The sequence below is a fragment of the Nitratireductor aquibiodomus genome (assembly GCF_900105565.1).
In the GTDB taxonomy this organism is placed as follows: Bacteria; Pseudomonadota; Alphaproteobacteria; order Rhizobiales; family Rhizobiaceae; genus Nitratireductor; species Nitratireductor aquibiodomus.
The window spans coordinates 1,633,929-1,659,221 of sequence record NZ_FNSL01000001.1 but is presented as its reverse complement, the minus strand read 5'-3'; the positions used below and the strand labels follow the sequence as shown (position 1 = coordinate 1,659,221).

The following is a 25,293-nucleotide window of genomic DNA, read 5'->3' as shown; positions in this document are numbered from 1 at the left end:
GGTCTCAGTCGGCAAGATACTTCTTGAGGAAGGAGCGGGTGCGCTCCTGCTTGGGGGCGGTGAAGATCTCGCCGGGCGGGCCTTCCTCCACCACGACGCCGCCATCCATGAACAGGACGCGGTCGGCGACTTCACCGGCAAAGCGCATTTCATGGGTGACGATCAGCATGGTCATGTGCTCGGCGGCGAGCTGCTTCATCACCATGTTCACCTCGTCGACCAGCTCGGGATCGAGCGCGGAGGTTGCTTCATCGAAGAGCATCACCTTGGGCTGCATGGCCAGCGCGCGGGCGATGGCCACGCGCTGCTTCTGGCCACCCGACAGGCGGGAGGGATAGGCGTCGATCTTATCGGCGAGGCCGACCTTGGAGAGAAGCTCCAGCGTGAGTTCGCGCGCTGCGGCCTTGCTCATCCCCTTGAGGATGATCGGCCCCATGGCGATGTTGTCGTGCACGGTGAGGTGCGGGAACAGGTTGAAGTGCTGGAACACCATGCCCATCTGCTGGCGCACCGCATTGATGTGGCGCTCGAAGGCGCGGCCGGTGAGCGGCTGGTTGACCTGAACGCCATCGAGCCAGACCTCGCCGCCATTGAGCGTCTCAAGGTGGTTGATGGAGCGCAGGAGCGTGCTCTTGCCGGAGCCGCTGGGGCCGATGATGGCGACGATCTGGCCGCGCTCGACCGAAAGGTCGATGCCTTTCAGAACCTCGAAGGAGCCATAGGCCTTGCGGGCGTCCTTGACCTCGACCATGGGGTTGCGGGTGCTCATCGAGAGACCTCCACTTTCTTTTCGACCTGCCGCAGGCCCGCTTCCAGAACGAGGTTCAGGATGTAGTAGAGCGCGGCGGCCGTGATGTAGAATTCGAACGGACGGAAGGTTTCGCTGATGGCAAGCTGGGCAGCGTGGACCAGTTCGGCGATGCCGATGACCGAGACCAGCGAGGATTCCTTCAGGAGGGCGATCATGTTGTTGCCGATGGGCGGCGCGGTGTTGCGCACCGCCTGCGGGATGACGACGTAGCGCAGCGTCTGCCAGCGACCGAAGCCGATGCTGCGCGCGCCTTCTGACTGCCCCGGATCGACGGCGGTGATGCCGGCGCGCAGAATGTCGGCGTTGTAGACGGCGAAGTGCAGGCCAAGGCCGATAATGCCTGCGCCAAGCGCGGGAATGTCGATGCCGATCTGCACGAGGCCGAAATAGATCAGGAAGAGCTGCAGAAGCAGCGGCGTGCCCATGAACAGCCACATGAAGAAGCGCACGGGATAGGCGATGACCGCCGGGGCGTAGAGCACGGCAACGGCAAACAGAATGCCGCTGAAGAAGCTCAGGATGGACGATGTGACGGTGAGAACGATGGTCCACCAGACACCCATCCACAGGAGGCCGAGATAGGGAGTGACGACGCTGAAATCCAAACCTTGCATGAGTCGCTCCCTCAGCTCAGCGCGTAGCGGCGGTCGAGCAGGTCGACGACACGCGCAACGGCATAAACGATGATCATGTAGAGAAGGGCGGCGACACCGAAGATCTCGAACGGCTTGTAGGTGGAGCCGATGAAGCGTTGCGCGGTGTAGGTGAGTTCCACCACGGAGATGGTCGAGACCAGGGCGGAACCCTTCACCAGTGCGACCGTGTTGACGCCGAGCGGGCGGATCATCAGACGGGCGGCCTGCGGCAGAACCACTTTGCGCATGGTCTGCGCCCGGCCGAAGCCGATGGTGCGCGCGGCTTCCGCCTGGCCCCTGTCCACGGAGAGGATCGCGCCACGGATCGATTCAGCCATATAGGCGCCGATGTTGAGGCCGAGACCGATGACACCGGCGGCAAAGGCGTCGAGATGAATGCCGATCTGCGGCCCGCCGAAATAGAGAATGAAGAGCTGGATCAGGCAGGGTGTGCCGCGAAAGACACTCACATAGACCGTGCCGATCATGCGAACGGTGCGAGAGCGGGACAGTTTGGCGGCGGCGCCAAGCGAACCAGCGGCAAGGCCGATAACAAGCGCCAGTGCTGAAATCTGAACGGTGACCAGTGCGGCTTCCAGAAAGAACGGGAAGACGCGCACCATCAGGGAGAAATCCATACGGAAGCTCCGGAAAGGGGCAGGCGGGGCGACCGGCGCTGGAACGCGCCGGTCGGATGTTCACTGCGGGATCAGCGTATGTCGCTGCCGATCCATTCCATCGAGATCTTCTCGTAGGTGCCGTCTTCCATCATCGCATCAAGCGCTTCCTGCATGGCGGCTTTCAGCTCGGGGCTGTTCTTGCGGATGGCGATGCCGATGGCCACTGCGCCGCCCTCAATGTCCGGCGTGTCGAGCATGCGCAGCTTGTCACCGGTTTCCTTGATGGCGACACGCACGGGGATGTTGTCGACGACGATGGCGTCGAGGCGGCCGGACTTTAGCTCAAGCAGAAGCTCGGGCAGGCCCTTGTAGGTGCGGATGTCCCAGCCGCCCTGTTCGCGTGCCCACTTCTCGTGGGTTTCGCCCAGCGTCACGCCGAGCGTCTGCCCTTTGAGATCACCGAGCGCCTGCACCTCGGAATCTTCCATCACGAACACGGCGCGGCCGGCGTGGTAGTACGGGCCGACAAAGTCCACGACCTTTTCGCGCTCCGGCGTGATCGTCATGGAGCCGACGATAGTGTCGTATTTGCTGGCCAGAAGACCGGCGATGATGCCGTCCCAGGCGGTGGTGACGATCTCACCCTCGACGCCCAGACGCTTTGCGATTTCCATGCCGATTGAGGCATCGAAACCGACCACCTGGTTCTGATCGTTGACGAAATTGAAGGGCGGATACTGGCCCGACATGGCGATTTTCATCTCGCCGGCTTCCTTGATCGCTTCCAGATCGCCAGCCTTTGCTGGAAGCGTGCTGAAGCAGGCGGCGAAGCCGAGCGAGGCTGCAAGAAGACGCGACAATAGCTTGGACATGAGAATGGATCCTCCGTTCCTCTGGACGAATGCTGTTCTGTTTTTGGGCGTTGTTTCGATTTATGATTGCGTTTGCCGAAACATTACGCAAATAGATAATGGGAATATTAATTATAGATTTTGGAAATGATTGATCAGCGCAGCGAAAGGCTGGTTTGGGAACTCGACTGGAACCTTCTGCGAACCTTCGTCGTGATAGCGGAGGTGAAGAGCATCACGCGTGCTGCCGAACAGCTCAAACTCAAGCAGCCCAGTGTCAGCAATGCACTGAAGCGGCTTGAGGATCGCGTCGGTCGCCGGCTTGTGGAGCGTGACGCAACGCGCTTTGAGCTGACGGAGGTGGGGAAGTTGCTCTACGAGCAGAGCATCGAGGCCTTTGGCGCCATCTCGCAATTGCCGCTTTTGATGCGCGGGATCAATGACGAAGTGACAGGGCATGTGAACATCGCCCTTGCAAGCCATGTGGTGTCGCCCCTCTTCGACCGTGCGCTTACCGAGTTCCACAAAAACTATCCCCGCGCCAGCATCACACTCACGGTTTCGACAAGTATGGATGTGGCCAAACAGGTGCGCGAGCGGCGTGCCTCATTCGGTGTGTGCCTTGTGAGCCAGCGCGATCCGGCGCTTGACTACACGATGGTCTATCGAGAGTTCTTCGGCTTCTTCTGCGGCCCCGGCCACCGTCTTTATGGGCGCGGTGAACTCACCCTTGCCGACCTGAAAGGCGAATCGTCCGTTTCGTTCCAGACGGACCACATATCCGATGCGCTGCGTCCCGTGGCGCTTCTGCGCAGTGAAGCAAAGCTGGACAATAGCGTGGTCGGCGTGTCCTCCAGTCTTGAAGAGGTGCGGCGCATGATTCTGGCTGGCCTCGGAATCGGTCCACTGCCGCTGCATGTGGCGCGGCGTGACGTCAATGACGGGCTGCTGTGGCGTCTGCCACCCTATGACCGGCCGCCACAGATCGATATTTTCATGCTGACCAATCCGGAAAAGGTTCTGAACCGGGCAGAGAAGGCGTTGATCGCCGGGCTTCAGACGCTGATCTCCGAAACCCCGTTCGAGGAACGCGTCTACGACCGCTGAGGCGTCATTCCGTTGCGACGAGCAGCGCTTCGCCGCGGGCGCGCAGGCCGGCTTCGAGCTCCGCAGAGCGGCGCGCTTTGAGATCGAAGCGCACCGTGGTGGTGCGGTTCACGGCGCGCACGACGCCATCGATGCTGCCGGTCATGACCTGCTCGAAACTCACCGATGAACGCCCAAGGCGCGTCACATGGGAGTGGATCGTCAAAAGCGCGCCGGCTTCGGTCTCGTGCTTGTATTCTGTCTCGCTGCGCACATCGGCCCAGCCAAGGTCGCGGTTGTCGATGGCCTCGGGGCCGGCCAGATGGCCGAGCAACTGAAAGCTGGCGTCATCGAACATCGCCGCATAGTGGCGCACATTCATGTGCCCCATCGTGTCGCACATCCAGGGATGGGCAACACCGACAAAGGTTGTGAGTGCGGTGGAGGTCACAGGCTGTTCTTCCGCGTCTGGGTGTTGGGAGGGGCCTGCCGGCAGGCATCGTCGCATTGAGCAAACGACAGAAGCGGTGATTTTTCAAGGCCTGGCCCAATGCCGTCTGCATCACCTCTGGCCGAGCGGTCGCGCCAGCGTCTCAAAACCGCTCTGCGTGGTCCCCACAGCTTGCCGTGCGACTGGAACCGGGCGGCCGGTGACTTGACAAGGTGCCGACGATGCGGCTTGATACGGAAGTCCATTAATATGGATATTACTCCATAATAATGGACTAGCGGTAATCAGCAGGGGAGCACACTATGTCTATTTCATCGCATGCGAAATCACTGTTACTCACCGTGGCAGTGGTGGCTGCCGCTGCACCGGCGGTCGCTCAGGATCAAGGCAAGCTTAATGAGGTTCTGGAGCGCGGTCACCTCATTCTGGGCACCGGCAGCACCAACGCGCCCTGGCATTTCAAGAGCGTGGACGACAAGCTCCAGGGTTTCGACGTCGATATGGGGCGGATCATCGCCAAGGCACTGTTCGGCGATCCGGACAAGATCGAGTATGTGACGCAGTCGTCAGACGCACGTATTCCGAACATCACCACCGGCAAGGTGGATGTGACCTGCCAGTTCATGACGGTAACGGGTGAGCGTGCCCAGCAGGTTGCCTTCACCATTCCCTATTATCGCGAGGGTGTGGGCCTTATGCTGAAGGCCGATGGCGACTATGCGGATTATGATGCGCTGAAGGAAGCCGGCTCGTCCGTCACGGTCTCCGTACTCCAGAATGTCTATGCAGAAGACATGGTTCACGCGGCCCTGCCGGAGGCCTCGGTCGATCAGTACGAATCCGTCGATTTGATCTATCAGGCGCTGGAGTCTGGCCGGGCCGATGCGGTTGCCACAGACCAGTCTTCGCTGGCGTGGTACATGACGCAGAATCCGGGCCGCTATACGGATGCCGGCTATGGCTGGAATCCGCAGTCCTATTCCTGTGCCGTGGCGCAGGGAGACTCTGACTGGCTCCACTTCGTCAACACGGCGCTTCACGAAGCGATGACCGGGGTCGAGTTCAATTTTTACGCTGAATCGTTCAAGACATGGTTCGGCAAGGAGCTTCAGCCGCCGCAGATCGGTTTCCCCGTAGAGTACAAATAACCATCGCGTCTGGGCGGGAGCAGGCGGCGGCACATCGCCGCCTGCTTCGTTCCTGTTGCATGGCTGGGAACCAATATGGGCTATACACTCAATTTTTCCGCCGTCTGGCGCAGCTTCGATCAGCTTCTCTGGGGGCTTCTGCTCAGCCTTGAACTGGCGATTGGCGCGATCCTGATCGGCGCCGTCATCGGCCTGGTAACGGCCTTTGGCCTCATCTCCAAAAGCGGCTGGGCGCGCCGTCCGGCAGCGCTTTACGTCACGGTGATCCGCAATCTACCGATTCTCGTTCTGATCCTGTTTTCCTATTTCGCGCTGCCGCAGATGGGTGTCCGTCTGGGCAAGATCGAGAGTTTTGTGGCAACGCTCGCCATCTATTCCGGCGCCTATCTGGCGGAGGTGTTTCGCGCGGGCCTTCTGTCCATCCCCAACGGTCTGAAGGAGGCGGGCCTCGCCATCGGTCTGACGCCGATGCAGATCCGCACCTCCATCGTCATACCGCTGATGTTCAGAAACGTGCTGCCGTCGCTCTCTTCCACGCTGATCTCGCTTTTCAAGGACACGTCTCTGGCCGCAGCCATCGCCGTGCCGGAACTCACCTTTGAGGCGCGCAAGATCAATGTCGAAACCTTCCGTGTGGTCGAGACCTGGATCGTCGCGTCCTGTCTCTATGTCGCTACATGCACGGTGCTGGCCGCGCTTATGCGCATGGTCGAGCGTCGTCTCGTGATTTCGAGGTGAGCCGATGAACGAGTTTTTTGCATTTCTCGATCAGGTCTGGCTTGCCCGTTTCGTTCTCCTGCGCGGTCTTGGCCTGACCGTTTCAATCTCGCTTCTCGCCATCGCCCTGGGCTCCGTGCTGGGCGTTCTGGTCGGGCTTGCGCTGACCTATGGAAACAGGCCGCTGCGCTTCGTCGTCCGCGCCTACACGGATTTCATCCGTGGCACGCCCGTGCTCGTTCTGGTGCTCGCCAGCTTCTACATCCTGTCCACGATCGGCATTGAGCTGAATGCGTTTCAGGCGGGTGTGTTTGCACTGGCGGTCTTCTGCTCCTCGCATGTGGGGGAAATCGTGCGCGGTGCGCTGCAGGCCATTCCGGCCGGGCAGACAGAAGCGGCCAAGGCCATCGGCCTCACCTTCCGCCAGACCTTCACATCGGTTCTGTGGCCGCAGGCGCTGCGCCAGATGCTGCCCACCTGGGTGAACACGGCTGCGGAGATGGTCAAGGCGTCCACGCTTCTGTCCGTCATCGGCGTGGCCGAGCTTCTGCTCCGCACGCAGGAGATCATCTCCCGCAATTTCATGAGCCTGGAGTTCTATTTCCTGGCCGGCCTTCTCTACTTCGCCATCAATTACGCCATCGAGCGCTTCGGCAAATATGTCGAGCGCAAGGTGTCTGTTCCATCCTGAGAGTACCCGACATGACGAAGAACCTTCTTGAAATTCAGGCCCTGCGCAAGCGCTACGGTTCGGTGGAGGTGCTCAAGGGCGTCGACTGCACCATGCAGCAGGGCGAGGTGATCTCGATCATCGGTTCGTCGGGCTCCGGCAAGACAACCATGCTGCGCTGCATCAACATGCTGGAGGATTTTCAGGGTGGCCGCATCCTCATCGATGGCGAACCCATCGGCTATGAAGAGCGCAACGGCGTGCGCGTCCGCAAGAGCGAGAAGGAAATCGCCCGCCAGCGCGCGCTGACGGGCATGGCCTTCCAGCAGTTCAACCTCTTCCCGCACATGACGGCTGCTTCCAATGTCATGCTCGGCCTGATCAAGGTGAAGAAGATGGCGCGCGACGAGGCGCGCAGCGTCGCGGAAAAATGGCTCGACCGCGTCGGTCTCGGGCAGCGTGCGGATCACTACCCCGGTCAGCTGTCCGGCGGCCAGCAGCAGCGTGTGGCCATCGCCCGCGCCATCGCCATGAACCCGCGCCTCATGCTCTTCGACGAGGTCACGTCTGCGCTTGATCCCGAACTGGTGGGCGAAGTGCTGCAGGTGATCAAGGATCTGGCTGCCGATGGCATGAGCATGCTCCTTGTCACCCACGAAATGCGCTTTGCCTTCGAGGTTTCCTCCCGCGTCATCTTCATGAACCAGGGTGTGATCGGTGAGGAGGGTGATCCGAAGGTGATGTTCCTGAAGCCGCAGACCGAACGGCTTGCCGAGTTCCTCAAGACGTCGAGCTTCGCCTGAGGTCTTGACCAACTGTCGCCGGCGCGCCTGAGCGCCCGGCGGAAAATCTGGCCCCTGCCACGCACAGAATGATGGCGGCGGTGACCGCCATCATGCCGGCCGTCACGGGTTCGTGCAGCAGCATCGCCGCCAGCGCGAAGCCGAAAAAGGGCTGCAAAAGCTGCAATTGGCCAACCGTCGCCGTGCCGCCCAGCGCCAGCCCTCGATACCAGAAGACGAAGCCGATCAGCATGCTGAAGACGGACACATAGCCAAATCCCAGCCATGCCCCCGTATCCACGGTCTCAAACCCTGCCGGCAGGGTGTAGAGCGCCAACGGCAGCATGAGCGGGAGCGACAGAATCAGCGCCCATGAGATCACCTGCCAGCCGCCCATTCGCCGTGAAAGCGATGCGCCTTCCGCATAGCCGAGCCCGCACACGATGATGGCCGCAAGCATCAAGAGGTCGCCCTTCGGGGAAGCGGTCATGCCCTGGCTTGCCGCATAGCCCACGACAAGCGCGCTCCCCATCACCGAAAACAGCCAGAATGCCGGGCGCGGGCGCTCGCCGCCGCGCACAACGCCGAAAATGGCGGTCGCAAGCGGCAGAAGACCGATGAACACGATGGAGTGCGCCGAGGTGATGTGCTCGAGCGCCAGCGCCGTCAGAAGGGGAAAACCCACCACCACGCCGATGGCGACGATGAACAGCCCTTTCAGCTCGCTCCGTTTGGGCAGGTTTTCCCGAAACGCCAGCAGAAGAAGCCCGCCCAGAACCCCGGCAATCGATGCGCGCGCCACGGTCAGAAACAGCGGATCGAAACCCAGCACCGCCACCCGTGTCGCCGGCAGCGATCCGCTGAAGATGATCACACCCAGTAGGCCGCTCGCCCAGCTGCTCGCCCATCCGATCATTGTCTTGTTCATGCCATGCTCCTTTTCTCCTGCCTGTGTGGGGCAGGGGGCATGGCGTCGCCAGAGACGATGCAGTACAATTTTGATAAACTGTAATGGTCGAACGGACAGTACAGCGATGCTGACATCCACACGCAATGCCGATGAAACACGCCTTGAAGGCGTCATGTCCGCCATTCGCGGACGCATCGCCAATCGCACGCTCACGCCAGGGGCGAAGCTGCCGTCGATCCGCAGCTGCGCGCGCTCCATGGGTGTTTCGAAATCCACCGTGGTCGAGGCCTATGACCGGCTTGCCGCCGAAGGCGTGATCCGCTCGCGGCCGGGGGCCGGGTTCTTCGTCACCGCGCCGCTTGCGCCGCTGGCGCTGGCGGAGATCGGACCGGCGCTCGACCGTGAGGTCGACCCGCTCTGGATCTCGCGGCAGGCGTTGGCCTCCGGTTCGCGCATGGCGATGCCCGGTTGTGGCTGGTTGCCCGCGTCATGGATGCCGGTCGAGGCCATGCGCCGCGCGCTGCGTCGCCTGTCGCGCGCCGATGCGGCGGTGCTAGCCGATTATGGCGAGCCGCTTGGATCGCCATCGCTGCGCACGCTGCTTGCGCGCCGTATGGCGGGCCATGGCATAGAGGCTTCTCCCGGTCAGGTGATGCTCACCGATTCCGGCACGCAGGCCATTGATCTTCTTTGCCGCTTCCTTCTGAAGCCGGGCGACACGGTGCTGGTGGACGATCCCTGCTATTTCAATTTCCATGCGCTGTTGCGCGCGCATCAGGTGAAGATCGTCGGCGTGCCCTACACACCGTCGGGGCCTGATGTCGCGCGGTTCGCCGAAGCGCTGGACCGGCATTCGCCGCGTCTCTACATAACCAATTCCGCGCTTCACAACCCGACCGGAGCGGTGCTTTCGCCGGCGGTTGCCCATCGGCTTTTGCTGCTTGCCGAAAAGGCCGACCTGACCATTGTCGAGGACGACATTTTCGCGGATTTCGAGGTCGAGCCGGCACCGCGCCTTGCCGCCTTCGACGGTTTTGCGCGCGTGGTCTATATCGGCAGTTTCTCCAAGTCGCTTTCCGCCTCGATGCGGTGCGGTTTCGTTGCAGCGCCGCGGGGCTGGATCGACGGGCTGACCGATTTGCGGATCGCCACATGCTTCGGCGGGCCGTCCATGGCGGCGGAGCTGGTGCTGGCGCTTCTGGGTGATGGCAGCTACCGCAGGCATATGGAGACGGTACGCCAGCGGCTTTCCGCGTCGCGCGAGACGGTCGGCCATCGTTTGAAGATGCTGGGCATCGAGCCCTGGATCGAGCCCCGCGCGGGCATGTTCCTGTGGTGTCGTCTGCCTGATGGGCTGGATGCGTCGGCGATTGCCCGTCATGCGCTGGAACATGATGTGGTGCTTGCGCCGGGAAACGCGTTCAGCCTTTCCGGTTCGGCCCGTGGTTTCCTGCGTTTCAATGCCGCCCAATGCGATGATAAACGCATTTTTCTCGTGCTGGAAAAGGTCATGCGCGCGCTTTAACGCATGTCTCCCGAAAGTGGGCACCGGTTTCGGAACAAAGACATGCGTCAAATCAAGAACCTAAAGCGCGCAGAGCGAATCTGAAAGATCGCGACGCGCTTTAGAGCCAAGGCCAAAGCGGCTTTGCGCATTGTCCAAAAGTTTGCTTCAGCTTTCCACCGAAACAATATGTTGACTTCGTGGCCCCTATGGATACCAACTGTAGGGGTCAAGGTTCTTTCGATTCTTGTTTGGATCGGGAGTGAAAAGGGAAGCCGGTGCGCCTTTTGGGCAAGTCCGGCGCTGCCCCCGCAACTGTAAGCAGCGAGCCGCTTTCGTTTTGTGTCACTGGCGCCCAATGTGTGCTGGGAAGGCCGAACAGCGGTGACGACCTGCAAGCCAGGAGACCTGCCATGACGAGATAAACGTCCACGGGCGGGGTGTCCCGGTGGTGCGTGTGTCGCCATGGGAAACCCCGTCGCGCCGCATGTCTCCGCGCCCCTGTCCAACCGCCACGGGGGTCTAGATGCCGGCGACTGAAGTAAAGAACACCAATGGAACCGTCGCGGTTCCGCCATCCACCAGAAAGAGCGAAGCCGGTTCGTCCGAGCCGGGCTATCGTGTCATCCGCCGCAATGGCGGGGTGACGCCGTTCGATCCGGCCAAGATCACAATTGCGCTGACCAAGGCGTTTCTGGCGGTCGAAGGGTCCACCGCCGCCGGTTCGCGCCGTGTCCACGATATTGTCGAAGAGCTTGCCGAACAGGTTGTGTCCGCGCTGACGCGCCGGGCCGATGCCGACCGCCTGTTCCACATCGAGGAAATTCAGGACCAGGTGGAACTCGCCCTTATGCGCGGCGAGCATCACCGTGTTGCCCGTGCCTATGTGCTCTACCGTGAGGAACGCGCCCGCGAACGGGCCGCCGAAACCGTCGATGCCGAAGCACCGCAATCCACCCTGCAAATGACGCGGGACGATGGCACGCTGGTTGCGCTGGATGAGGCCCGCCTTGCGGAAATCGTTCATGAAGCCTGCGCCGGTCTCGAATCCGTTTCGGCCGAGCCGATCCTGAGCGAGACGAAGCGCAATCTCTACGATGGCATCCGTCAGGACGAACTGTCTCTGGCTCCCATTCTTGCCTCCCGCACGCTGGTCGAGCAGGAGCCCGATTACGCGTTCGTTTCGGCGCGTCTGCTGCTCGACAAACTGCGCCGCGAGGCTCTGACCTTCGTGTCCGAAAGGCCGGAGCAGGCCACGCAGGCGGAGATGTCGGAGCGCTACGCGCGTTACTTCCCCGACTTCGTGGCAAAGGGCATCGCCAACGATCTCATCGACCCGGAGCTTGCCCGCTTCGATCTGGAGCGTCTCGGCGCCGCGCTCCGGCCCGAACGCGACCTGAATTTCCAGTTCCTCGGCCTTCAGACCCTTTATGACCGTTACTTCCTGCATGCCAACGGCACCCGGTTCGAGCTGCCGCAGGCGTTCTTCATGCGTGTCGCCATGGGGCTTGCCGTGCGCGAGATCGACCGCGAGGCGCGCGCCATCGAATTCTACGATCTCCTGTCGTCGTTCGATTTCATGGCCTCCACGCCCACCCTGTTCAATTCCGGCACGCTGCGCCCGCAGCTTTCTTCCTGCTTCCTCACCACGGTTGCCGACGATCTCGACGGCATCTTCAAGGCGGTGAAGGACAATGCGCTGCTTGCCAAATATTCCGGCGGGCTCGGCAATGACTGGACGCCGGTGCGCGGTCTCGGCGCGCATATCAAGGGCACCAATGGCGAGAGCCAGGGCGTCGTGCCCTTCCTGAAGGTCGCCAACGACACGGCCATCGCCGTCAATCAGGGCGGCAAGCGCAAGGGCGCCGTCTGCGCTTATCTGGAAAGCTGGCACATCGACATTGAAGAATTCCTCGACCTGCGCAAGAACACCGGCGACGACCGCCGCCGCACGCACGACATGAACACGGCCAACTGGGTGCCCGACCTGTTCATGGAGCGCGTCGCGGCGGACGGTCCGTGGACCCTGTTCTCGCCCGACGAGACGCCCGATCTGCACGATCTTTACGGCAAAGCGTTCCGTGCTGCCTACGAGGCCTATGAGGCAAAGGCGGAGGCCGGTGAGCTGCGCGTCTTCAAAACCGTGCGCGCGGTCGATTTGTGGCGGCGCATGCTCACCATGCTGTTCGAGACCGGGCATCCCTGGGTCACGTTCAAGGACCCGTGCAACATCCGGTCGCCGCAGGGGCATGTGGGCGTCGTTCACTCGTCCAACCTATGTACGGAAATCACGCTCAACACCTCTAAGGACGAGGTGGCCGTCTGCAATCTGGGGTCCGTGAACCTCGTCAATCACATTGCCGATGGCGCACTCGATCTGGAGCGTCTGGCACGCACGGTCGGCACCGCCATGCGCATGCTCGACAATGTCATCGACATTAATTTCTACACCATTCCGGAGGCACGCCATTCCAATCTCAGGCATCGCCCGGTCGGCCTTGGTCTGATGGGCTTTCAGGACGCCTTGCAGAAGCTGCGCATACCCTATGCCAGCGAGGATGCGGTGGCGTTTGCCGATGCCAGCATGGAGGCGATCAGCTATTATGCAATTTCGGCTTCTGTAGAACTCGCCGACGAGCGCGGGCGCTATCCCACGTTCGAGAAGTCGCTGTGGTCGAAAGGCATCCTGCCGATCGATTCCATCCGGCTTCTGGAAGAGGCGCGGCCGGGTGTCGAGATGGATAACGCCGCAACGCTCGACTGGGAGAGCCTGCGCAAGCGGGTGAAGAAGGTCGGCATGCGTAATTCCAACTGCATGGCCATCGCGCCCACCGCCACCATCTCCAACATTTGCGGCGTTTCGCAGTCCATCGAACCCGCCTATCAGAACCTGTTCGTCAAATCGAACATGTCGGGCGATTTCACGGTGGTGAACGCGGCGCTCATCCACGATCTGAAGGACCGCGGCCTGTGGGATGAGGTCATGATGTCCGATCTCAAATATTTCGATGGGTCCATCGGCCAGATCGACCGGGTGCCCGACGATCTCAAGGCACTTTATGCAACCGCGTTCGAGATCGATTCCGCCTGGCTCATCGAGGCTGCCTCGCGCCGTCAGAAATGGATCGACCAGGCCCAGTCGCTCAACCTCTACATCGCCAATCCGAGCGGCAAGAAGCTGGACGAGCTTTACCGGCACGCATGGAAAAAAGGACTGAAAACCACCTATTACCTGCGTTCGCGTTCCGCCACCCATGTGGAGAAATCCACGCTCAAGGGAACCGACGGCAAGCTCAACGCCGTCTCCGCATCCAGCGTTTCAGCAGAACCCATCGCCATCGATCCGAATGCAGCCTGGACGAAGGCCTGCGCCATTGACGATCCCGAATGCGAGGCCTGCCAGTAGCCCGGCCTTTGGGCCCACCTTCATCCTGAGCCCGTCGAAGGACGAAGGTGGGCGCGCGCCGAATGCAAACCCAATCGGAAGACAAGACAATGCTGAACTGGAACGAACAATCGCAGCCCGCCACCATTCCAAATCCCGCTTCCCCCGAGGCAGACGCAACGGGCCTTGGCGAGATCGAACGCGGGGCGGCCCGTGTGTCGGTCGACGACAAGCGCATGATTAATGCACGCGCCGACGTTAACCAGCTCCTGCCGCTCAAATATCGCTGGGCGTGGGAGAAATATCTCGCCGGCTGCAACAATCACTGGATGCCCACCGAGGTCTCCATGCAGGCCGACATCGCGCTGTGGAAGTCGCGCGATGGCCTGACCGAAGACGAGCGACGCATGACTAAGCGCAATCTCGGCTTCTTCGCCGCGTCAGAGTCGCTTGTCGCCAACAACATCGTTCTGGCGATCTATCGGCACCTCACGAATCCCGAATGCCGGCAGTATCTCTTGCGTCAGGCTTTTGAAGAGGCGATCCACACGCACACTTTCCAGTACATCGTGGAGAGCCTTTCGTTGGACGAAGGCGAACTCTTCAACATGTATCGTGAGGTGCCCTCCATCACCGACAAGGCGGCATGGGCGCTGGATTACACCAAGCATCTGGACGATCCGGAGTTCAAGACCGGCACGCCGGAGGCCGATCAGGCGTTCCTGCGCGATCTGGTGGCCTTCTATGTCATCTTCGAGGGCATGTGGTTCTACACCGGTTTCGCGCAAATCCTGTCGCTCGGCCGCCGCAACAAGATGGTCGGCATCGCCGAACAGTATCAGTACATCCTGCGCGATGAATCCATCCATCTGAATTTCGGCATCGATGTCATAAACCAGATCAAGATCGAGAACCCGCATCTCTGGACGAAGGAATTCCAGGATGAGGTGCGCGGCATGATCGCGGACGCCGCCGAACTGGAAGCATCCTACGGGCGCGATACGATGCCGCGCGGCTTTCTGGGGCTCAACGCGGCGCTTTGCGAGCAGTACATGCACTTCATCGCCAACCGCCGCTGTGCCCAGCTCGGTCTCGCTCCGGTCTACGCTGAAACCGACAATCCATTCCCGTGGATGAGCGAGGCGATGGACCTGAAGAAGGAGAAGAATTTCTTCGAGACGCGCGTGATCGAGTATCAGAATGGCGGTGCGTTGAGCTGGGATTGATCCATGGCCTTTGACACCACATCGGCAAGACAGTTGCGTGCGGGTTCGATCCGCGCGCAACAGCGCGCTTTCATGGAGTGGGTGGTCAGCCTGCCCCCCGATGCGGATATCGAATATGCCGCGCAGTGCCAGCTTGCGGAGATCGACCGGCGCCTTCCCGGTCATCCGCAGGTGCAGTATCTGCGCCTGCTTCTAACGGCCTTTGCCGGCTCCGAAACCACGCACTGAATTTTTCTGTTGACCTTCCATTGACTGGAAGGTTTAAAAGCCTAACCCTGAACATTAGTCATATCAGGGTGAAAGCGATGAATACCCTTGCTGCCGACACGTCTTCGGCCAATGTGAAACGTTTCCGCATCGAGGGGCTGACCTGCGCTTCCTGCGTGAAACGTGCTGAAAAGGCGATCGCCGCCGTCGATGGCGTTGAAAGCGCCTCGGTCAATCTGGCAACCGAAACCGCCGATGTCACGGTCCGGCCCGGTCTCGATTTCTCCAGCATCGTCAAGGCGGTGGAAGGGGCGGGCTATGGCGTGCCCGCCAGCCATCTCGACATCGGCATCGAGGGCATGACATGCGCCTCCTGCGTGCGGCGTGTGGAACAGGCCATTGCCGCCGTGCCCGGTGTTTCAAAAGTCGCGGTGAACCTTGCCACCGAAAGCGCTTCCGTCGATCTGTTGAGCGACGAGGCGCGCAACGGCGTGGAAGAGGCGATCCGCAAATCGGGCTATACGCCTGTTCGGCGCACCGACGGCGCTGCCGCGCGCGATGCGCATGAGGAGGCGAAAGCCGCCGAATTTCGTTCGCTCAAGCGCGATTTCACGCTGGCTGCAATCTTCACGCTGCCGATCTTCATTCTCGAAATGGGCAGCCATTTCGTGCCGGGCATGCACGAATGGTTGATGGGCATTGCCGACCGCAGCACGCTCTACATGGTCTATTTCGTGCTGGCGACCATCGTTCAGTTCGGGCCGGGCCTGCGCTTTTACCGCAAGGGTTTTCCAGCACTGATGCGCTTTGCACCGGACATGAACTCGCTCGTCATGCTCGGCTCCACGGCCGCCTGGGCCTATTCGGTCGTGGCCACCTTCGCGCCCGGCATTCTCCCCTCCGGCACGGTCAATGTCTATTTCGAGGCATCCGCCGTCATTGTCACGCTCATCCTGCTCGGCCGGCTTCTGGAGGCGCGCGCCAAGGGCCGCACCGGTGAGGCCATCAAGCGGCTGATGGAGCTGCGCGCAAAGAGCGCCCGCGTTCTCAAGGACGACAGTTTTGTCGAAGTGCCGCTTGATGTGGTCGTCGTGGGCGACCGTCTTCAGGTGCGCCCCGGCGACAAGGTGCCGGTAGATGGCGTGGTCGAGAGCGGTTCCTCCTATGTGGATGAAGCGATGATCTCCGGCGAGCCGGTCCCGGTCTCCAAGGCCGAAGGCGACGAGGTGATCGGCGGTACGATCAACAAGACGGGCAGCTTCGTCTACCGGGCCACCAAGGTCGGTTCCGACACGGTGTTGGCGCAGATCATCCGCATGGTCGAAAACGCGCAAGGGGCCAAGCTGCCCATTCAGGCGGTGGTCGACCGGGTCACGGCCTGGTTTGTGCCGGCCGTGATGCTTGCCGCCGCGCTCACCTTCGTCGTCTGGCTGGTGTTCGGTCCTGATCCCGCCTTCGCTTTCGCGCTGGTCAATGCTGTGGCGGTGCTCATCATCGCCTGCCCGTGCGCCATGGGGCTGGCCACACCAACCTCCATCATGGTTGGCACCGGCCGCGCCGCGCAGCTCGGTGTTCTCTTCCGCAATGGCGAGGCGTTGCAGAGCCTGCGCAACACAAGTGTTGTCGCTTTCGACAAGACCGGCACGCTGACGCTCGGTCGCCCCGCACTCACCGATTTCGTGGTGCAGAACGGTTTCGAGCGCGCCGAAGTCCTTTCGCTCGTCGCCTCGGCGGAAGCCATGTCCGAACATCCGGTAGCCGAAGCCATCGTTCAGGGTGCGCGCGACGAGGGGCTCAACCTCAAGCCTGTCGATGCGTTCGATGCGGTTCCGGGTTTCGGCATTGCCGCAACCATTGGCGGTCGCAGTCTTCACATCGGCGCGGATCGTTACATGCGTCAGCAGAATGTCGAGATCGGCAAGGCTTCCTCCGATGCCGAAAAGCTCGCCGCCGATGCCAAGACACCGCTTTACGCGGCGGTCGATGGCAAGCTCGCGGCGGTGATCGCCGTTGCCGATCCGGTGAAGGAATCGACGCCCACCGCCATTGCAGCACTTCATGCGCTGGGGCTGGAAGTGGCGATGATAACCGGCGACAACCGCCACACGGCTGAAGCCATCGCCGCAAAGCTCGGCATCGACCGGGTCGAGGCGGAAGTGCTGCCGGAAGGCAAGGTCGAGGCGCTCAAGCGCCTGCGCAAGCAGGCCGGTCCGGTGTCCTTCGTCGGTGACGGCATCAACGATGCCCCCGCTCTGGCGGAAGCCGATGTCGGCATCGCCATCGGCACCGGCACCGATGTCGCCATCGAGAGCGCCGACGTGGTTCTTATGGCTGGCGATGTCACCGGTGTTGCCACTGCCATCGGCCTTTCGCAGGCAACCATGAAGAACATCCGGCAGAACCTGTTCTGGGCCTTTGCCTACAATGTGAGCCTGATCCCGGTTGCCGCCGGTGTGCTCTACCCGGCAACGGGCATGCTCCTGTCGCCCATGCTTGCCGCCGGCGCCATGGCGCTCTCCAGTGTCTTCGTGCTGGGCAATGCGCTGCGGCTCAAGCGTTTCAGGGCACCTCTTCCTGTCCGGTCCGCCGGGCAGGAGGGGGCTTCGGTCGGCGAGGGCAGGGCGGTCACGGCTTCGGCCTGACCGTCAGGTCCTGCCCCAATTCTGGGGATTTTCAAAAACCGATTCGACATGACGGTTCTTGCCGGGCATAATGCTTAAACGCTTAACCTTCATGTGAATCGGGCTTTGATGGCTTCTCGCGCCAATCTATCCGATATTGCCAAAGCTCTTGGCGTATCGGTTGCGACCGTTTCAAACGCGATGTCCGGAAAGGGCCGCGTATCGCAGGAGCTTGGCCGCGCGATCCGTGAAAAGGCAAAGGAGCTGGGCTATGTGCCCAGCCTTGCGGGCCGGGCGCTCAGCACCGGGCGCAGCCATGTGCTTGGTCTCGTTCTGGCCGATATCGGCCATCCGCTCTTTCCGCAATTCGCGCAGGCCATCGAGCATGCGGCCTCCGAGGCAGGCTATGGCGTGCTCATAGGCGACAGTCGTGGCGATATCGAAGCCCAGTCCCGCGCCATCAACCGACTGATCGAGCGTGGCGCGGATGGCATCGTCGTCGTGCCGCGCCACGGCACCTGCATTGGCGATATCGGCCGTCCTGTCGCGGTCATCGATTCCCCTTCCACGCCGGGCAACACCGTTGCCGCCGATCACCGCAGCGGCGGCCTTGAAATGGGGCGACATCTGCTCGATCTCGGCCATCGTTCTGTAGCGATCATCGGCCTTCATTCCGATTCCAACGTTCAGAACGACCGTATTGCCGGCATTCGTGAAGCCTTTGCCGGCAAGGGCGAAACCCGCCTGATCTGGATCGGCGAGATGGAGCGCAGCCATGGTTCCGGCTGCCCGCTCGGTCTCGTGCGTCTGGTGGAGGAGGGCGTTACGGCCTTCGCCGCCGTGTCGGATCTCCATGCCCTGCGCGCCATCACCGAGCTGCAACAGGGCGGCATCTCCATTCCCGACGATGTCAGCGTCACCGGTTTTGACGATCTCATCTGGGCCGGCGTCATTGCGCCGAGCCTCACCACAATGCGCATGGACATGGAGCGCATTGCCGAGATCGCCATTGCCGACCTGATTTTCCAGATCGATCAAGACGGTGCGCGCGACGCGTCGTCCGATCTGCCGGCCCCCGAGGGCCAAAGCTGCATCCCGATGCAGCTCATCATACGCCAATCCAGTGGCCCGGTGTTGGGTCGTGCCGCTCTTGGCGAAAGGGCGCCGGTCCAAGCCTGGCCCGCGTCATCCACCACGGACCAAGTCTAGAAGAAGCACCACCAGAGAAGGAAACAATTAGATATGTTCAAGAAACTCCTGGCTTCAGGCGTCGCGCTGGCCGCACTCAGCGGTGCGGCGCAGGCGGCTGATAAAAAGCTCGTCATCTCCGTCTATGGCTTCGCCCAGGACGCTTTCAAAGAGATCGTCTATGATCCGTTCGAGGCCCAGTGCGGCTGCGAACTGGTGGTGGAGACCGGCAATTCCGTGGAGCGCCTCGCAAAGCTGGAAGCACGCAAGGACGATCCGGAAATCGACATGGCTGTTATGTCCACCCATGATGCGCTTTCAGCTGCGCGCAAGGGCATCACCCAGTCCATCGATGTCAGCCGCCTTTCGAACTACGACAAGCTCTACGACATCGCCAAGGACCCGGTCGGCGACAACATGGGTGTCGGCTACACCTTCTATGCCACGTCGATCGCTTACCGTGCCGACGAGGTGACGATCGAAAGCTGGGCCGATCTGTTCCAGGACAAGCTGAAGGGCCGCGTTGCATTTCCGAATGTGAGCACCAATCAGGGCCCGCCCGCGCTCTACATGGTCGGCAAGGCCATCGGCGATGATGCGGCAGATTTGAAGGCCGCAATCGGTGAAGTCGCCAAGAACAAGGACGACATCGTCACCTTCTACGAGCGTTCCTCGCAAGTCGCACAGCTCATGCAGCAGGAAGAAATTCTGGCTGCTCCCATTGGACGTTTTGCCTGGGGCGCATACTCCAAGATGGGCTTTGACATGGCCTGGGCCACCCCGAAGGAAGGCCAGACCGGCGGCATGAACGTCATGATCCTGACCAAGGGCGCGAAGAACGAAGATCTCGCCTATGAGTTCATGGATTTCTGGCTTTCCACCGAGATCCAGACGAAGCTTGCCGAGGCGCTGGTGGACAGCCCCGCCAATTCCGAGGTGAAGGTCTCCGACGAGATCGCCGAAAACCTCACCTATGGCGCCGAGACCGTCGAGAGCCTCCAGCTTCTCGACCCGGCCGTCATCCTCGACAACCGCGAGAGCTGGCTCTCGGAGTGGAATGCTCAGATCGGCCAGTAAGCCGTTAAGCTGATGCGATGGTCCGGGGGCGGGCGGAGCGCCTGCCCCCGGACCCAACACAAGGTTCCAACACATGTTTCAGAATCGGATGGAAGGACTGGCGCTGGCGTTGCCCGCGGCGGTCTTCGCGGCGATCGTTTTTCTCGTTCCCGTGGGCATCCTGCTTTCCGAGGGCTTTCGCGCCGAGGGAAGCTGGACGCTGGCGTCCTATGCCGGCTTCTTTGAAAGCGAGCTCAACCGCACCGTCTTCTGGCGCACGCTGAAGCTCGGCGCGATCGTAACCGCCGTGTCGGCGGTCATCGGCTATGCCACGGCCTATTCCATCGTCACGCTGCCGCCCACCGCGCGCGGTCGCATGATCGGCCTCGTCGTCATGCCGCTGATGATTTCGCCCGTCGCCCGCACCTATGCCTGGATCGTCATTCTGGGCCGCACCGGCTTCGTCAACGAAACCATTGTCTGGCTCGGTCTTTCCGACACGCCCATCCGGTTCCTGTTCACCGAAACGGCCGTCTTCATCGGTCTTCTGCAGCTCTTCCTGCCGCTCATGATCCTGTCGCTGATCAGCGCGCTGGAAAACATGCCCAAGGATGCCGTGCCCGCCGCGCGCGTTCTGGGCGCCAACTGGCTGCAGGTTTTCGTCAAGGTCATTCTTCCGCTGACCAAGGAAGGGCTCGTCATCGGCGGCACGCTGGTCTTCACCGGCTCGCTCACGGCCTACATCACCCCCGCCATTCTCGGCGGCTCCAAGGTCTTGATGCTGGAAACGCTGCTCTATCAGCGCGTCACCGTCGCCAACGATTTCGCCTCGGCAAGCATCATCGCCATGATCCTCATGGTCATGAGCTTCTCCGCCAACCTGCTTCTGAAACGCCTGGCCACCGCGAGGAACAAGCGATGACCTCCCGCCTTCTGTCCTACGTCACGCTGACGCTCGTCCTCATCTTCCTGCTAGGGCCGTTCGTCATCATCGTCGCGGCGGCCCTTTCGGGCGGCGAAACGCTCGCCTTCCCGCCGCAGGGCCTGTCGCTCAAATGGGTGATGAAAGTGTTCGAGGTGGAGAGCTTTAGGGCAAGCTTCGCGCTTTCCATGTTCCTCGCCATCTTCGGCACGCTCGCCGCCCTCGTGCTTGGCGTGCCGGTGGCCTATGCCGCCTCGCGCTATCGTCTGCCGTTCGGCGAGACCATCCGCACCATCGTCTCCGCGCCGATCATCGTGCCGGGCATCATCGTCGGTCTCGCGCTTCTGCGCTATCTGGTGATCCCGCTCGATGTCAGCGTCGGCGTGGCGCTGTTCATCGCCCACACGGCGCTGATCCTGCCCTATGCGGTGCGCGTGGTTTCGGCCTCGCTCGACAATCTGCGCAGCGACATTGAGGAGGCTGCGGTCATCCTCGGCTCTTCGCGGGTCGCGACCTTCTTCCGGATCGTGCTGCCCAACATTCAGAGCGGCATTCTGGCGGCCTTCATTCTGGGCTTCGTCACCAGCTTCAATCAGGTGCCGGTGTCGCTCTTCCTTTCAGGACCGGGCGTGCGCACGCTGCCCATCGACATGATCTGGTACATGGAAATCACCTATGATCCGTCGGTGGCCGCTCTTGCCGCGCTGCTCGCCTTCCTGTCCATTTCCATCGTTTTCCTCGCGGAACGTTTCCTGGGGTTCTCCCGCTATGTCTGATGAAACCTATCTCGATCTGAGCGATCTGACGCTCGCCTATGGCAAGACCGTTGCGGTCGAAAGCCTCAACCTGTCCATCCGCAAGGGCGAGCTGATTGCGTTGCTCGGCCCCTCCGGTTGCGGCAAGACCACCACCATGCGCGCCATCACCGGCCTTCTGCGTCCGGCGTCCGGCAAGATCACGCTGGATGGTGCGGACATCACCTATGTGCCGGCCAACAAGCGTCATGTCGGTCTGGTGTTCCAGTCCTACGCGCTGTTCCCGCACCTGACCGTGTTTGAGAATGTCGCCTTCGGCCTGCGCCTGAAAAAGCTCCCCACGGTGGAGATCAACCAGCGGGTCGAGGCCGGCCTCGCCATGGTCGGGCTCGGAAAATTCCACAGCCGAAAGCCGGCGGAACTCTCCGGCGGTCAGCAGCAGCGCGTTGCGCTTGCCCGCTCGCTGGTCATGGAGCCCAAGGTGCTTTTGCTCGATGAGCCGCTGTCCAACCTTGATGCGCGCCTGCGTCTGGAAATGCGCACCGAGCTGCAGCGCGTCCAGCGCGAGAGCGGCGTCACCATGGTCTTCGTCACGCATGACCAGAACGAGGCGCTGGCGCTGGCCGACCGCATCGTCGTCATGAAGGAAGGCGCAATCGAGCAGGTCGGTTCGCCCGAGGATGTCTACAACCGTCCTCGTTCGCGCTTCGTTGCCGATTTCGTCGGCTTTGAAAACATCTTTGCCGTCAAGGACGGGAAGATCGTTACAGACAACGGCGCAGTGGATCTCGCCGGTGCGTCTGCCGTCAATGCGCCGGGGCTTGCCTGGCGTCCGCACATGGTCACCCTCGGGGAGGGGCGCTTTCAAGGCGAGGTGCTTGGCGCTGCCTTTGCCGGTGGCTCGCGCGAATACCTTCTGAAGAGCCCGCTCGGCCCCATCAAGGCCGAGATGGATGCATCCGCCCCCGCCTTTGAACCGGGCAGCACAGTTGCCTTCGACCTGCCGCCGGAGCGCGCTGCCGTTCTCGAACGCATGTAGAAAGGGAGTGTCCGCCTTGGTCTGGATCGACACGGATATGGGCTTCGACGACATTCTGGCGGTGATGATGGTCGCCGCCTCGTCGAAGCCGGTCGCTGGCGTCTCGCTGGTGTTCGGCAACGCGCCGATGGATGCGGTGCGCGCCAATGCCGCCGGAGCCGTATCGCTGCTTGGCTGGCGCTTCCCGATCCACACCGGCGCGGAACGGGCGATCCTGGGCGGGGTGGAAACACCCGCCCATGTTCTCGGGCCCACCGGCATTCCCACCCGTGGGCGCAGCCTTCCTCAAGCCGAGGCGTTACCGCGCACCGATGCGCTTGCGGCCCTGACCGCGTGGCTTGAAGGGCTCGATGCGCCGGGCGAAATCCTGGCGCTCGGGCCGCTTACCAACATCGCGATCCTGTCGCTCGCCCGCCCGGATCTGCTTTCAAAGATCGACAGCGTGACCTGGATGGGCGGCGGCGCGACGCGCGGCAACCACACGGCGTCCGCCGAGTTCAACGCCTTCGCCGATCCGGAGGCCGTTGCCATCGTTTTCGCAAGCGGCATTTCGCTTCGTGTTGCCGATCTCGATCTCTGCCGTCAGGTGCTCGTCGGCCCTGAAGATGTGGATGTCGTGCGCGCCGTTGGCACGCAAAAGGCAGAAATTCTCGCCGATCTTCTTGGCGCCTATGTCGACATTGCGCTCAACAGCGGACGGAGCGCCATGGCCCTTTACGATCCCACCGCCGCCGCCGCCTTTGTCGCGCCCGACGCCTTCGTCTTCGAAGACGCGGAGGTGACGATGGAGCTTGCCGGCGCGCACACGCGTGGCCGCACCATTGTCGACCAGCGCCCGCATGTGAAACCCAACGCCCTGTGGGGCATGCGCGCCGATGCCGCCCGCGTTCGCGCGCTGGCGCTCGACGCCCTCGTGGAGGCAGCCCGCTCATGACCGCTGAACCCCACGACCTCAACGATCCTACCCTGCGCGACCGCGCCGTTGCCGCAGCACGCGGCGATGCGCCGTTTGATCTTCTCATTCGCGGCGGCACTCTGCTCGATGCGGTGACCGGCGAACTGCGCCCCGCCGATATCGGCATTGTCGGCGCGCTCATCGCCAGCGTCCACGAGCGGGGCGCGCGCGACGACGCAGCCGAGATCATCGAGGCAGAAGGGCTCACCGTCACGCCCGGCCTGATCGACATGCACATGCATGTGGAAAGCTCCATGATCACGCCTGCCGCTTATGCAGAGGCCGTGCTGCCGCGCGGCGTCACCACCGTTCAGTGGGACCCGCATGAATTCGCCAATGTGCACGGGCTCGACGGCGTCAGCTGGGCGCTGGAGGCGGCAGCCGATCTGCCGCTGCGCATGATCGTGCTCGCGCCGTCCTGCGTTCCCGCAGCCCCCGGGCTTGAATGTTCCGCCGCCGATTTCGGCGGCGCCGAGCTTGCCGATATGCTGGCGCGTCCCGGCATTGGCGGCGTTGCCGAGGTCATGAATATGCGCGGCGTCATCGACCGCACCGCGCCCATGCGCGATGTGGTGCAGGCCGGCCTTGAAAGCGGCAAGCCCGTCTTCGGCCATGCCCGCAGCCTCAAAGGCGCAGACCTCAATGCCTTCATGGCCGCTGGCGTCAGCTCCGATCACGAACTCGTCTCCGGCGATGATCTGATGGCCAAGCTGCGCGCTGGCCTCGCCATCGAGATGCGCGGCTCGCACGATCACCTCCTGCCTGAATTCGTCGAAGCGCTGAACGCGCTCGGGCGGCTGCCTTCCACGGTCACGCTGTGCACCGACGACGTTTTCCCGGATTCACTTCTGAACGAAGGCGGGCTTGATGATGTGGTGCGCCGTCTGGTGCGCTACGGCATGCCGGCCACCTGGGCCATTCAGGCGGCAACGCTCAACGCCGCGCACCGGCTTGCGCGCCCTGATCTCGGTCTTGTCGCCGCCGGTCGTCGCGCCGACATCGCGCTGTTTGACGATCTGGAGAATTTCCGCGCCGCCGCCGTCGTCGCCGATGGCGTCGTGGTCGCGCGCGATGGCGCTTTGACCGCCCCGGTGAAGGCGCATTCCACCGCGCCGCTCAAAGGCTCCATCAAATGCCCCATTTTCACGCCCGATGATTTTCGCGTCCGGGCGGATGGGAAGCGTGTGCGCGTCGCCACCATTCACCGCCCCCGCTTCACCGAGTGGGGCGAGGCGGAAGCGTCGGTGCGCGGCGGCTTCGTCGTGCCGCCCGAAGGCGCGACGCTCATCAGCGTCATTCACCGACATGGCCGCGCGCCGGCCATTCCGCGTGTGGGCTACCTCACCGGCTGGGGCTCCTGGCGCGGCGCGTTCTGCACCACGGTTTCCCACGACAGCCACAACGTCACGGTCTTCGGCGGCAATGAAGAGGATGTGGCGGCAGGGGCCAATTGGGTGATCGAGGCTGGCGGCGGCATGGCCGTTGCGCAGGGCGGTCGCATCGTCGCCTCTCTGGCGCTGCCCCTGTCGGGCCTCGTTTCCGATGAACCGCTGGCCGATGTGGCGGCGGGCTTTGCGGCCCTGCGCTCCGCCATGGACGACATTGTCGACTGGGAGCCGCCCTATCTGGTGTTCAAGGCCTGTTTCGGCGCAACGCTCGCCTGCAATGCCGGCCCGCACCAGACCGATCTCGGCATTGCCGACAATGCCCGCCCCGCCGTTATGGAAACACCGGTTCTCGAAATTCTGGGATAG

The 25,293-nt window shown here is 62.2% G+C and carries 23 protein-coding genes and 1 riboswitch; of the genes, 17 read left to right on the top strand and 6 right to left on the bottom strand.

The features are described 5' to 3' along the window. Nucleotides 1–4: 4 nt before the first annotated feature. The 4 genes from BLW55_RS07925 to BLW55_RS07910 all read right to left on the bottom strand — a co-directional run bounded on the left by BLW55_RS07925 (nucleotide 5) and on the right by BLW55_RS07910 (nucleotide 2,938). Entirely contained in the window at nucleotides 5–769 is a 765-nt protein-coding gene (locus BLW55_RS07925) for an amino acid ABC transporter ATP-binding protein (protein ID WP_090328045.1), read from the bottom strand. Continuing rightward, nucleotides 766–1,425 carry an amino acid ABC transporter permease gene (locus BLW55_RS07920; protein WP_065815904.1) on the bottom strand — a complete coding sequence of 220 codons (660 nt, stop codon included), beginning with the start codon at nucleotides 1,423–1,425 and terminating at the stop codon, nucleotides 766–768. Before BLW55_RS07920 ends, BLW55_RS07925 begins: the two co-directional genes overlap by 4 nt. Before the next feature lie 11 nt (nucleotides 1,426–1,436). Then, on the bottom strand, nucleotides 1,437–2,084 hold the full coding sequence (locus BLW55_RS07915; RefSeq protein ID WP_025031482.1) for an amino acid ABC transporter permease: 648 nt from the start codon (nucleotides 2,082–2,084) through the stop codon (nucleotides 1,437–1,439). Nucleotides 2,085–2,155: 71 nt separating this feature from the next. After that, entirely contained in the window at nucleotides 2,156–2,938 is a 783-nt protein-coding gene (locus tag BLW55_RS07910) for an ABC transporter substrate-binding protein (protein ID WP_025031481.1), read from the bottom strand. 126 nt (nucleotides 2,939–3,064) lie between these two features. Between BLW55_RS07910 and BLW55_RS07905 the strand changes: the two genes are divergently transcribed. Further along, nucleotides 3,065–4,024: a LysR family transcriptional regulator gene (locus tag BLW55_RS07905; protein WP_025031480.1), complete on the top strand. Its 960-nt coding sequence runs from the start codon at nucleotides 3,065–3,067 to the stop codon at nucleotides 4,022–4,024. Nucleotides 4,025–4,028: 4 nt separating this feature from the next. On the opposite strand, the gene BLW55_RS07900 is transcribed toward BLW55_RS07905, so the two are convergent. After that, nucleotides 4,029–4,454, bottom strand: a complete 426-nt coding sequence (locus tag BLW55_RS07900) for an acyl-CoA thioesterase (RefSeq protein WP_025031479.1) — start codon at nucleotides 4,452–4,454, stop codon at nucleotides 4,029–4,031. A gap of 302 nt (nucleotides 4,455–4,756) precedes the next feature. Here BLW55_RS07900 and BLW55_RS07895 point away from each other — a divergent pair, with 302 nt between their 5' ends. The 4 genes from BLW55_RS07895 (at nucleotide 4,757) to BLW55_RS07880 (ending at nucleotide 7,792) form a co-directional block, all read left to right on the top strand. Continuing rightward, nucleotides 4,757–5,602 (top strand): transporter substrate-binding protein, encoded by an 846-nt coding sequence (locus tag BLW55_RS07895; protein ID WP_007008951.1) that lies wholly within the window; start codon nucleotides 4,757–4,759, stop codon nucleotides 5,600–5,602. A gap of 75 nt (nucleotides 5,603–5,677) precedes the next feature. Next, nucleotides 5,678–6,340 (top strand): amino acid ABC transporter permease, encoded by a 663-nt coding sequence (locus tag BLW55_RS07890; protein ID WP_025031477.1) that lies wholly within the window; start codon nucleotides 5,678–5,680, stop codon nucleotides 6,338–6,340. A 4-nt stretch (nucleotides 6,341–6,344) separates the two neighbouring features. Beyond that, nucleotides 6,345–7,010 (top strand): amino acid ABC transporter permease, encoded by a 666-nt coding sequence (locus tag BLW55_RS07885; protein ID WP_090328042.1) that lies wholly within the window; start codon nucleotides 6,345–6,347, stop codon nucleotides 7,008–7,010. Nucleotides 7,011–7,021: 11 nt separating this feature from the next. Next, nucleotides 7,022–7,792, top strand: a complete 771-nt coding sequence (locus BLW55_RS07880; protein ID WP_007008948.1) for an amino acid ABC transporter ATP-binding protein — start codon at nucleotides 7,022–7,024, stop codon at nucleotides 7,790–7,792. Here the strand turns inward: BLW55_RS07880 and BLW55_RS07875 are convergent. Next, a complete protein-coding gene (locus BLW55_RS07875; RefSeq protein ID WP_090328040.1) occupies nucleotides 7,770–8,699 on the bottom strand; it encodes a DMT family transporter in 930 nt (309 codons plus the stop codon). The two genes, BLW55_RS07880 and BLW55_RS07875, sit on opposite strands and share 23 nt — an antisense overlap. A gap of 106 nt (nucleotides 8,700–8,805) precedes the next feature. Between BLW55_RS07875 and BLW55_RS07870 the strand changes: the two genes are divergently transcribed. From BLW55_RS07870 to BLW55_RS07815, 12 genes are all read left to right on the top strand, one after another. Continuing rightward, the gene (locus BLW55_RS07870) at nucleotides 8,806–10,206 is read left to right on the top strand and encodes an aminotransferase-like domain-containing protein (protein WP_090328038.1); all 1,401 of its coding nucleotides are present in this window, start codon (nucleotides 8,806–8,808) and stop codon (nucleotides 10,204–10,206) included. A 194-nt stretch (nucleotides 10,207–10,400) separates the two neighbouring features. Beyond that, nucleotides 10,401–10,615: riboswitch (cobalamin riboswitch) on the top strand. Between the two features lie 96 nt (nucleotides 10,616–10,711). Beyond that, the gene (locus BLW55_RS07865) at nucleotides 10,712–13,591 is read left to right on the top strand and encodes a ribonucleoside-diphosphate reductase subunit alpha (RefSeq protein WP_090328036.1); all 2,880 of its coding nucleotides are present in this window, start codon (nucleotides 10,712–10,714) and stop codon (nucleotides 13,589–13,591) included. A gap of 89 nt (nucleotides 13,592–13,680) precedes the next feature. Continuing rightward, nucleotides 13,681–14,796 (top strand): ribonucleotide-diphosphate reductase subunit beta, encoded by a 1,116-nt coding sequence (locus tag BLW55_RS07860; RefSeq protein ID WP_090328033.1) that lies wholly within the window; start codon nucleotides 13,681–13,683, stop codon nucleotides 14,794–14,796. Nucleotides 14,797–14,799: 3 nt separating this feature from the next. Continuing rightward, nucleotides 14,800–15,024 (top strand): hypothetical protein, encoded by a 225-nt coding sequence (locus BLW55_RS07855; RefSeq protein WP_007008943.1) that lies wholly within the window; start codon nucleotides 14,800–14,802, stop codon nucleotides 15,022–15,024. A gap of 77 nt (nucleotides 15,025–15,101) precedes the next feature. Next, nucleotides 15,102–17,645 (top strand): heavy metal translocating P-type ATPase, encoded by a 2,544-nt coding sequence (locus BLW55_RS07850; RefSeq protein WP_090328030.1) that lies wholly within the window; start codon nucleotides 15,102–15,104, stop codon nucleotides 17,643–17,645. Nucleotides 17,646–17,753: 108 nt separating this feature from the next. Beyond that, nucleotides 17,754–18,833 carry a LacI family DNA-binding transcriptional regulator gene (locus BLW55_RS07845; RefSeq protein WP_090328028.1) on the top strand — a complete coding sequence of 360 codons (1,080 nt, stop codon included), beginning with the start codon at nucleotides 17,754–17,756 and terminating at the stop codon, nucleotides 18,831–18,833. 33 nt (nucleotides 18,834–18,866) lie between these two features. Then, the gene (locus BLW55_RS07840; protein ID WP_090328025.1) at nucleotides 18,867–19,889 is read left to right on the top strand and encodes a polyamine ABC transporter substrate-binding protein; all 1,023 of its coding nucleotides are present in this window, start codon (nucleotides 18,867–18,869) and stop codon (nucleotides 19,887–19,889) included. A 73-nt stretch (nucleotides 19,890–19,962) separates the two neighbouring features. Further along, entirely contained in the window at nucleotides 19,963–20,790 is an 828-nt protein-coding gene (locus tag BLW55_RS07835; protein WP_090328023.1) for an ABC transporter permease, read from the top strand. Beyond that, nucleotides 20,787–21,566: an ABC transporter permease gene (locus tag BLW55_RS07830; RefSeq protein WP_025030355.1), complete on the top strand. Its 780-nt coding sequence runs from the start codon at nucleotides 20,787–20,789 to the stop codon at nucleotides 21,564–21,566. The genes BLW55_RS07835 and BLW55_RS07830 overlap by 4 nt, the downstream gene beginning before the upstream one ends. After that, complete coding sequence (locus BLW55_RS07825; protein ID WP_090328020.1) at nucleotides 21,559–22,584, top strand: ABC transporter ATP-binding protein; 1,026 nt, start codon at nucleotides 21,559–21,561, stop codon at nucleotides 22,582–22,584. Before BLW55_RS07830 ends, BLW55_RS07825 begins: the two co-directional genes overlap by 8 nt. A gap of 16 nt (nucleotides 22,585–22,600) precedes the next feature. Beyond that, on the top strand, nucleotides 22,601–23,518 hold the full coding sequence (locus BLW55_RS07820) for a nucleoside hydrolase (RefSeq protein WP_090328018.1): 918 nt from the start codon (nucleotides 22,601–22,603) through the stop codon (nucleotides 23,516–23,518). Continuing rightward, a complete protein-coding gene (locus BLW55_RS07815; RefSeq protein ID WP_090328016.1) occupies nucleotides 23,515–25,293 on the top strand; it encodes an adenine deaminase in 1,779 nt (592 codons plus the stop codon). Before BLW55_RS07820 ends, BLW55_RS07815 begins: the two co-directional genes overlap by 4 nt.

Bases quoted from the DNA above. Each gene is read 5' to 3' on its own strand.
- BLW55_RS07815 (WP_090328016.1), top strand. From the start codon at position 23,515: ATGACCGCTGAACCCCACGACCTCAACGATCCTACCCTGCGCGACCGC.
- BLW55_RS07830 (WP_025030355.1), top strand. From the start codon at position 20,787: ATGACCTCCCGCCTTCTGTCCTACGTCACGCTGACGCTCGTCCTCATC.
- BLW55_RS07870 (WP_090328038.1), top strand. From the start codon at position 8,806: ATGCTGACATCCACACGCAATGCCGATGAAACACGCCTTGAAGGCGTC.
- BLW55_RS07890 (WP_025031477.1), top strand. From the start codon at position 5,678: ATGGGCTATACACTCAATTTTTCCGCCGTCTGGCGCAGCTTCGATCAG.
- BLW55_RS07855 (WP_007008943.1), top strand. From the start codon at position 14,800: ATGGCCTTTGACACCACATCGGCAAGACAGTTGCGTGCGGGTTCGATC.
- BLW55_RS07825 (WP_090328020.1), top strand. From the start codon at position 21,559: ATGTCTGATGAAACCTATCTCGATCTGAGCGATCTGACGCTCGCCTAT.
- BLW55_RS07875 (WP_090328040.1), bottom strand. From the start codon at position 8,699: ATGAACAAGACAATGATCGGATGGGCGAGCAGCTGGGCGAGCGGCCTA.
- BLW55_RS07880 (WP_007008948.1), top strand. From the start codon at position 7,022: ATGACGAAGAACCTTCTTGAAATTCAGGCCCTGCGCAAGCGCTACGGT.
- BLW55_RS07915 (WP_025031482.1), bottom strand. From the start codon at position 2,084: ATGGATTTCTCCCTGATGGTGCGCGTCTTCCCGTTCTTTCTGGAAGCC.
- BLW55_RS07910 (WP_025031481.1), bottom strand. From the start codon at position 2,938: ATGTCCAAGCTATTGTCGCGTCTTCTTGCAGCCTCGCTCGGCTTCGCC.
- BLW55_RS07845 (WP_090328028.1), top strand. From the start codon at position 17,754: ATGGCTTCTCGCGCCAATCTATCCGATATTGCCAAAGCTCTTGGCGTA.
- BLW55_RS07895 (WP_007008951.1), top strand. From the start codon at position 4,757: ATGTCTATTTCATCGCATGCGAAATCACTGTTACTCACCGTGGCAGTG.
- BLW55_RS07860 (WP_090328033.1), top strand. From the start codon at position 13,681: ATGCTGAACTGGAACGAACAATCGCAGCCCGCCACCATTCCAAATCCC.
- BLW55_RS07920 (WP_065815904.1), bottom strand. From the start codon at position 1,425: ATGCAAGGTTTGGATTTCAGCGTCGTCACTCCCTATCTCGGCCTCCTG.
- BLW55_RS07925 (WP_090328045.1), bottom strand. From the start codon at position 769: ATGAGCACCCGCAACCCCATGGTCGAGGTCAAGGACGCCCGCAAGGCC.
- BLW55_RS07835 (WP_090328023.1), top strand. From the start codon at position 19,963: ATGTTTCAGAATCGGATGGAAGGACTGGCGCTGGCGTTGCCCGCGGCG.
- BLW55_RS07885 (WP_090328042.1), top strand. From the start codon at position 6,345: ATGAACGAGTTTTTTGCATTTCTCGATCAGGTCTGGCTTGCCCGTTTC.
- BLW55_RS07850 (WP_090328030.1), top strand. From the start codon at position 15,102: ATGAATACCCTTGCTGCCGACACGTCTTCGGCCAATGTGAAACGTTTC.
- BLW55_RS07865 (WP_090328036.1), top strand. From the start codon at position 10,712: ATGCCGGCGACTGAAGTAAAGAACACCAATGGAACCGTCGCGGTTCCG.
- BLW55_RS07840 (WP_090328025.1), top strand. From the start codon at position 18,867: ATGTTCAAGAAACTCCTGGCTTCAGGCGTCGCGCTGGCCGCACTCAGC.
- BLW55_RS07905 (WP_025031480.1), top strand. From the start codon at position 3,065: ATGATTGATCAGCGCAGCGAAAGGCTGGTTTGGGAACTCGACTGGAAC.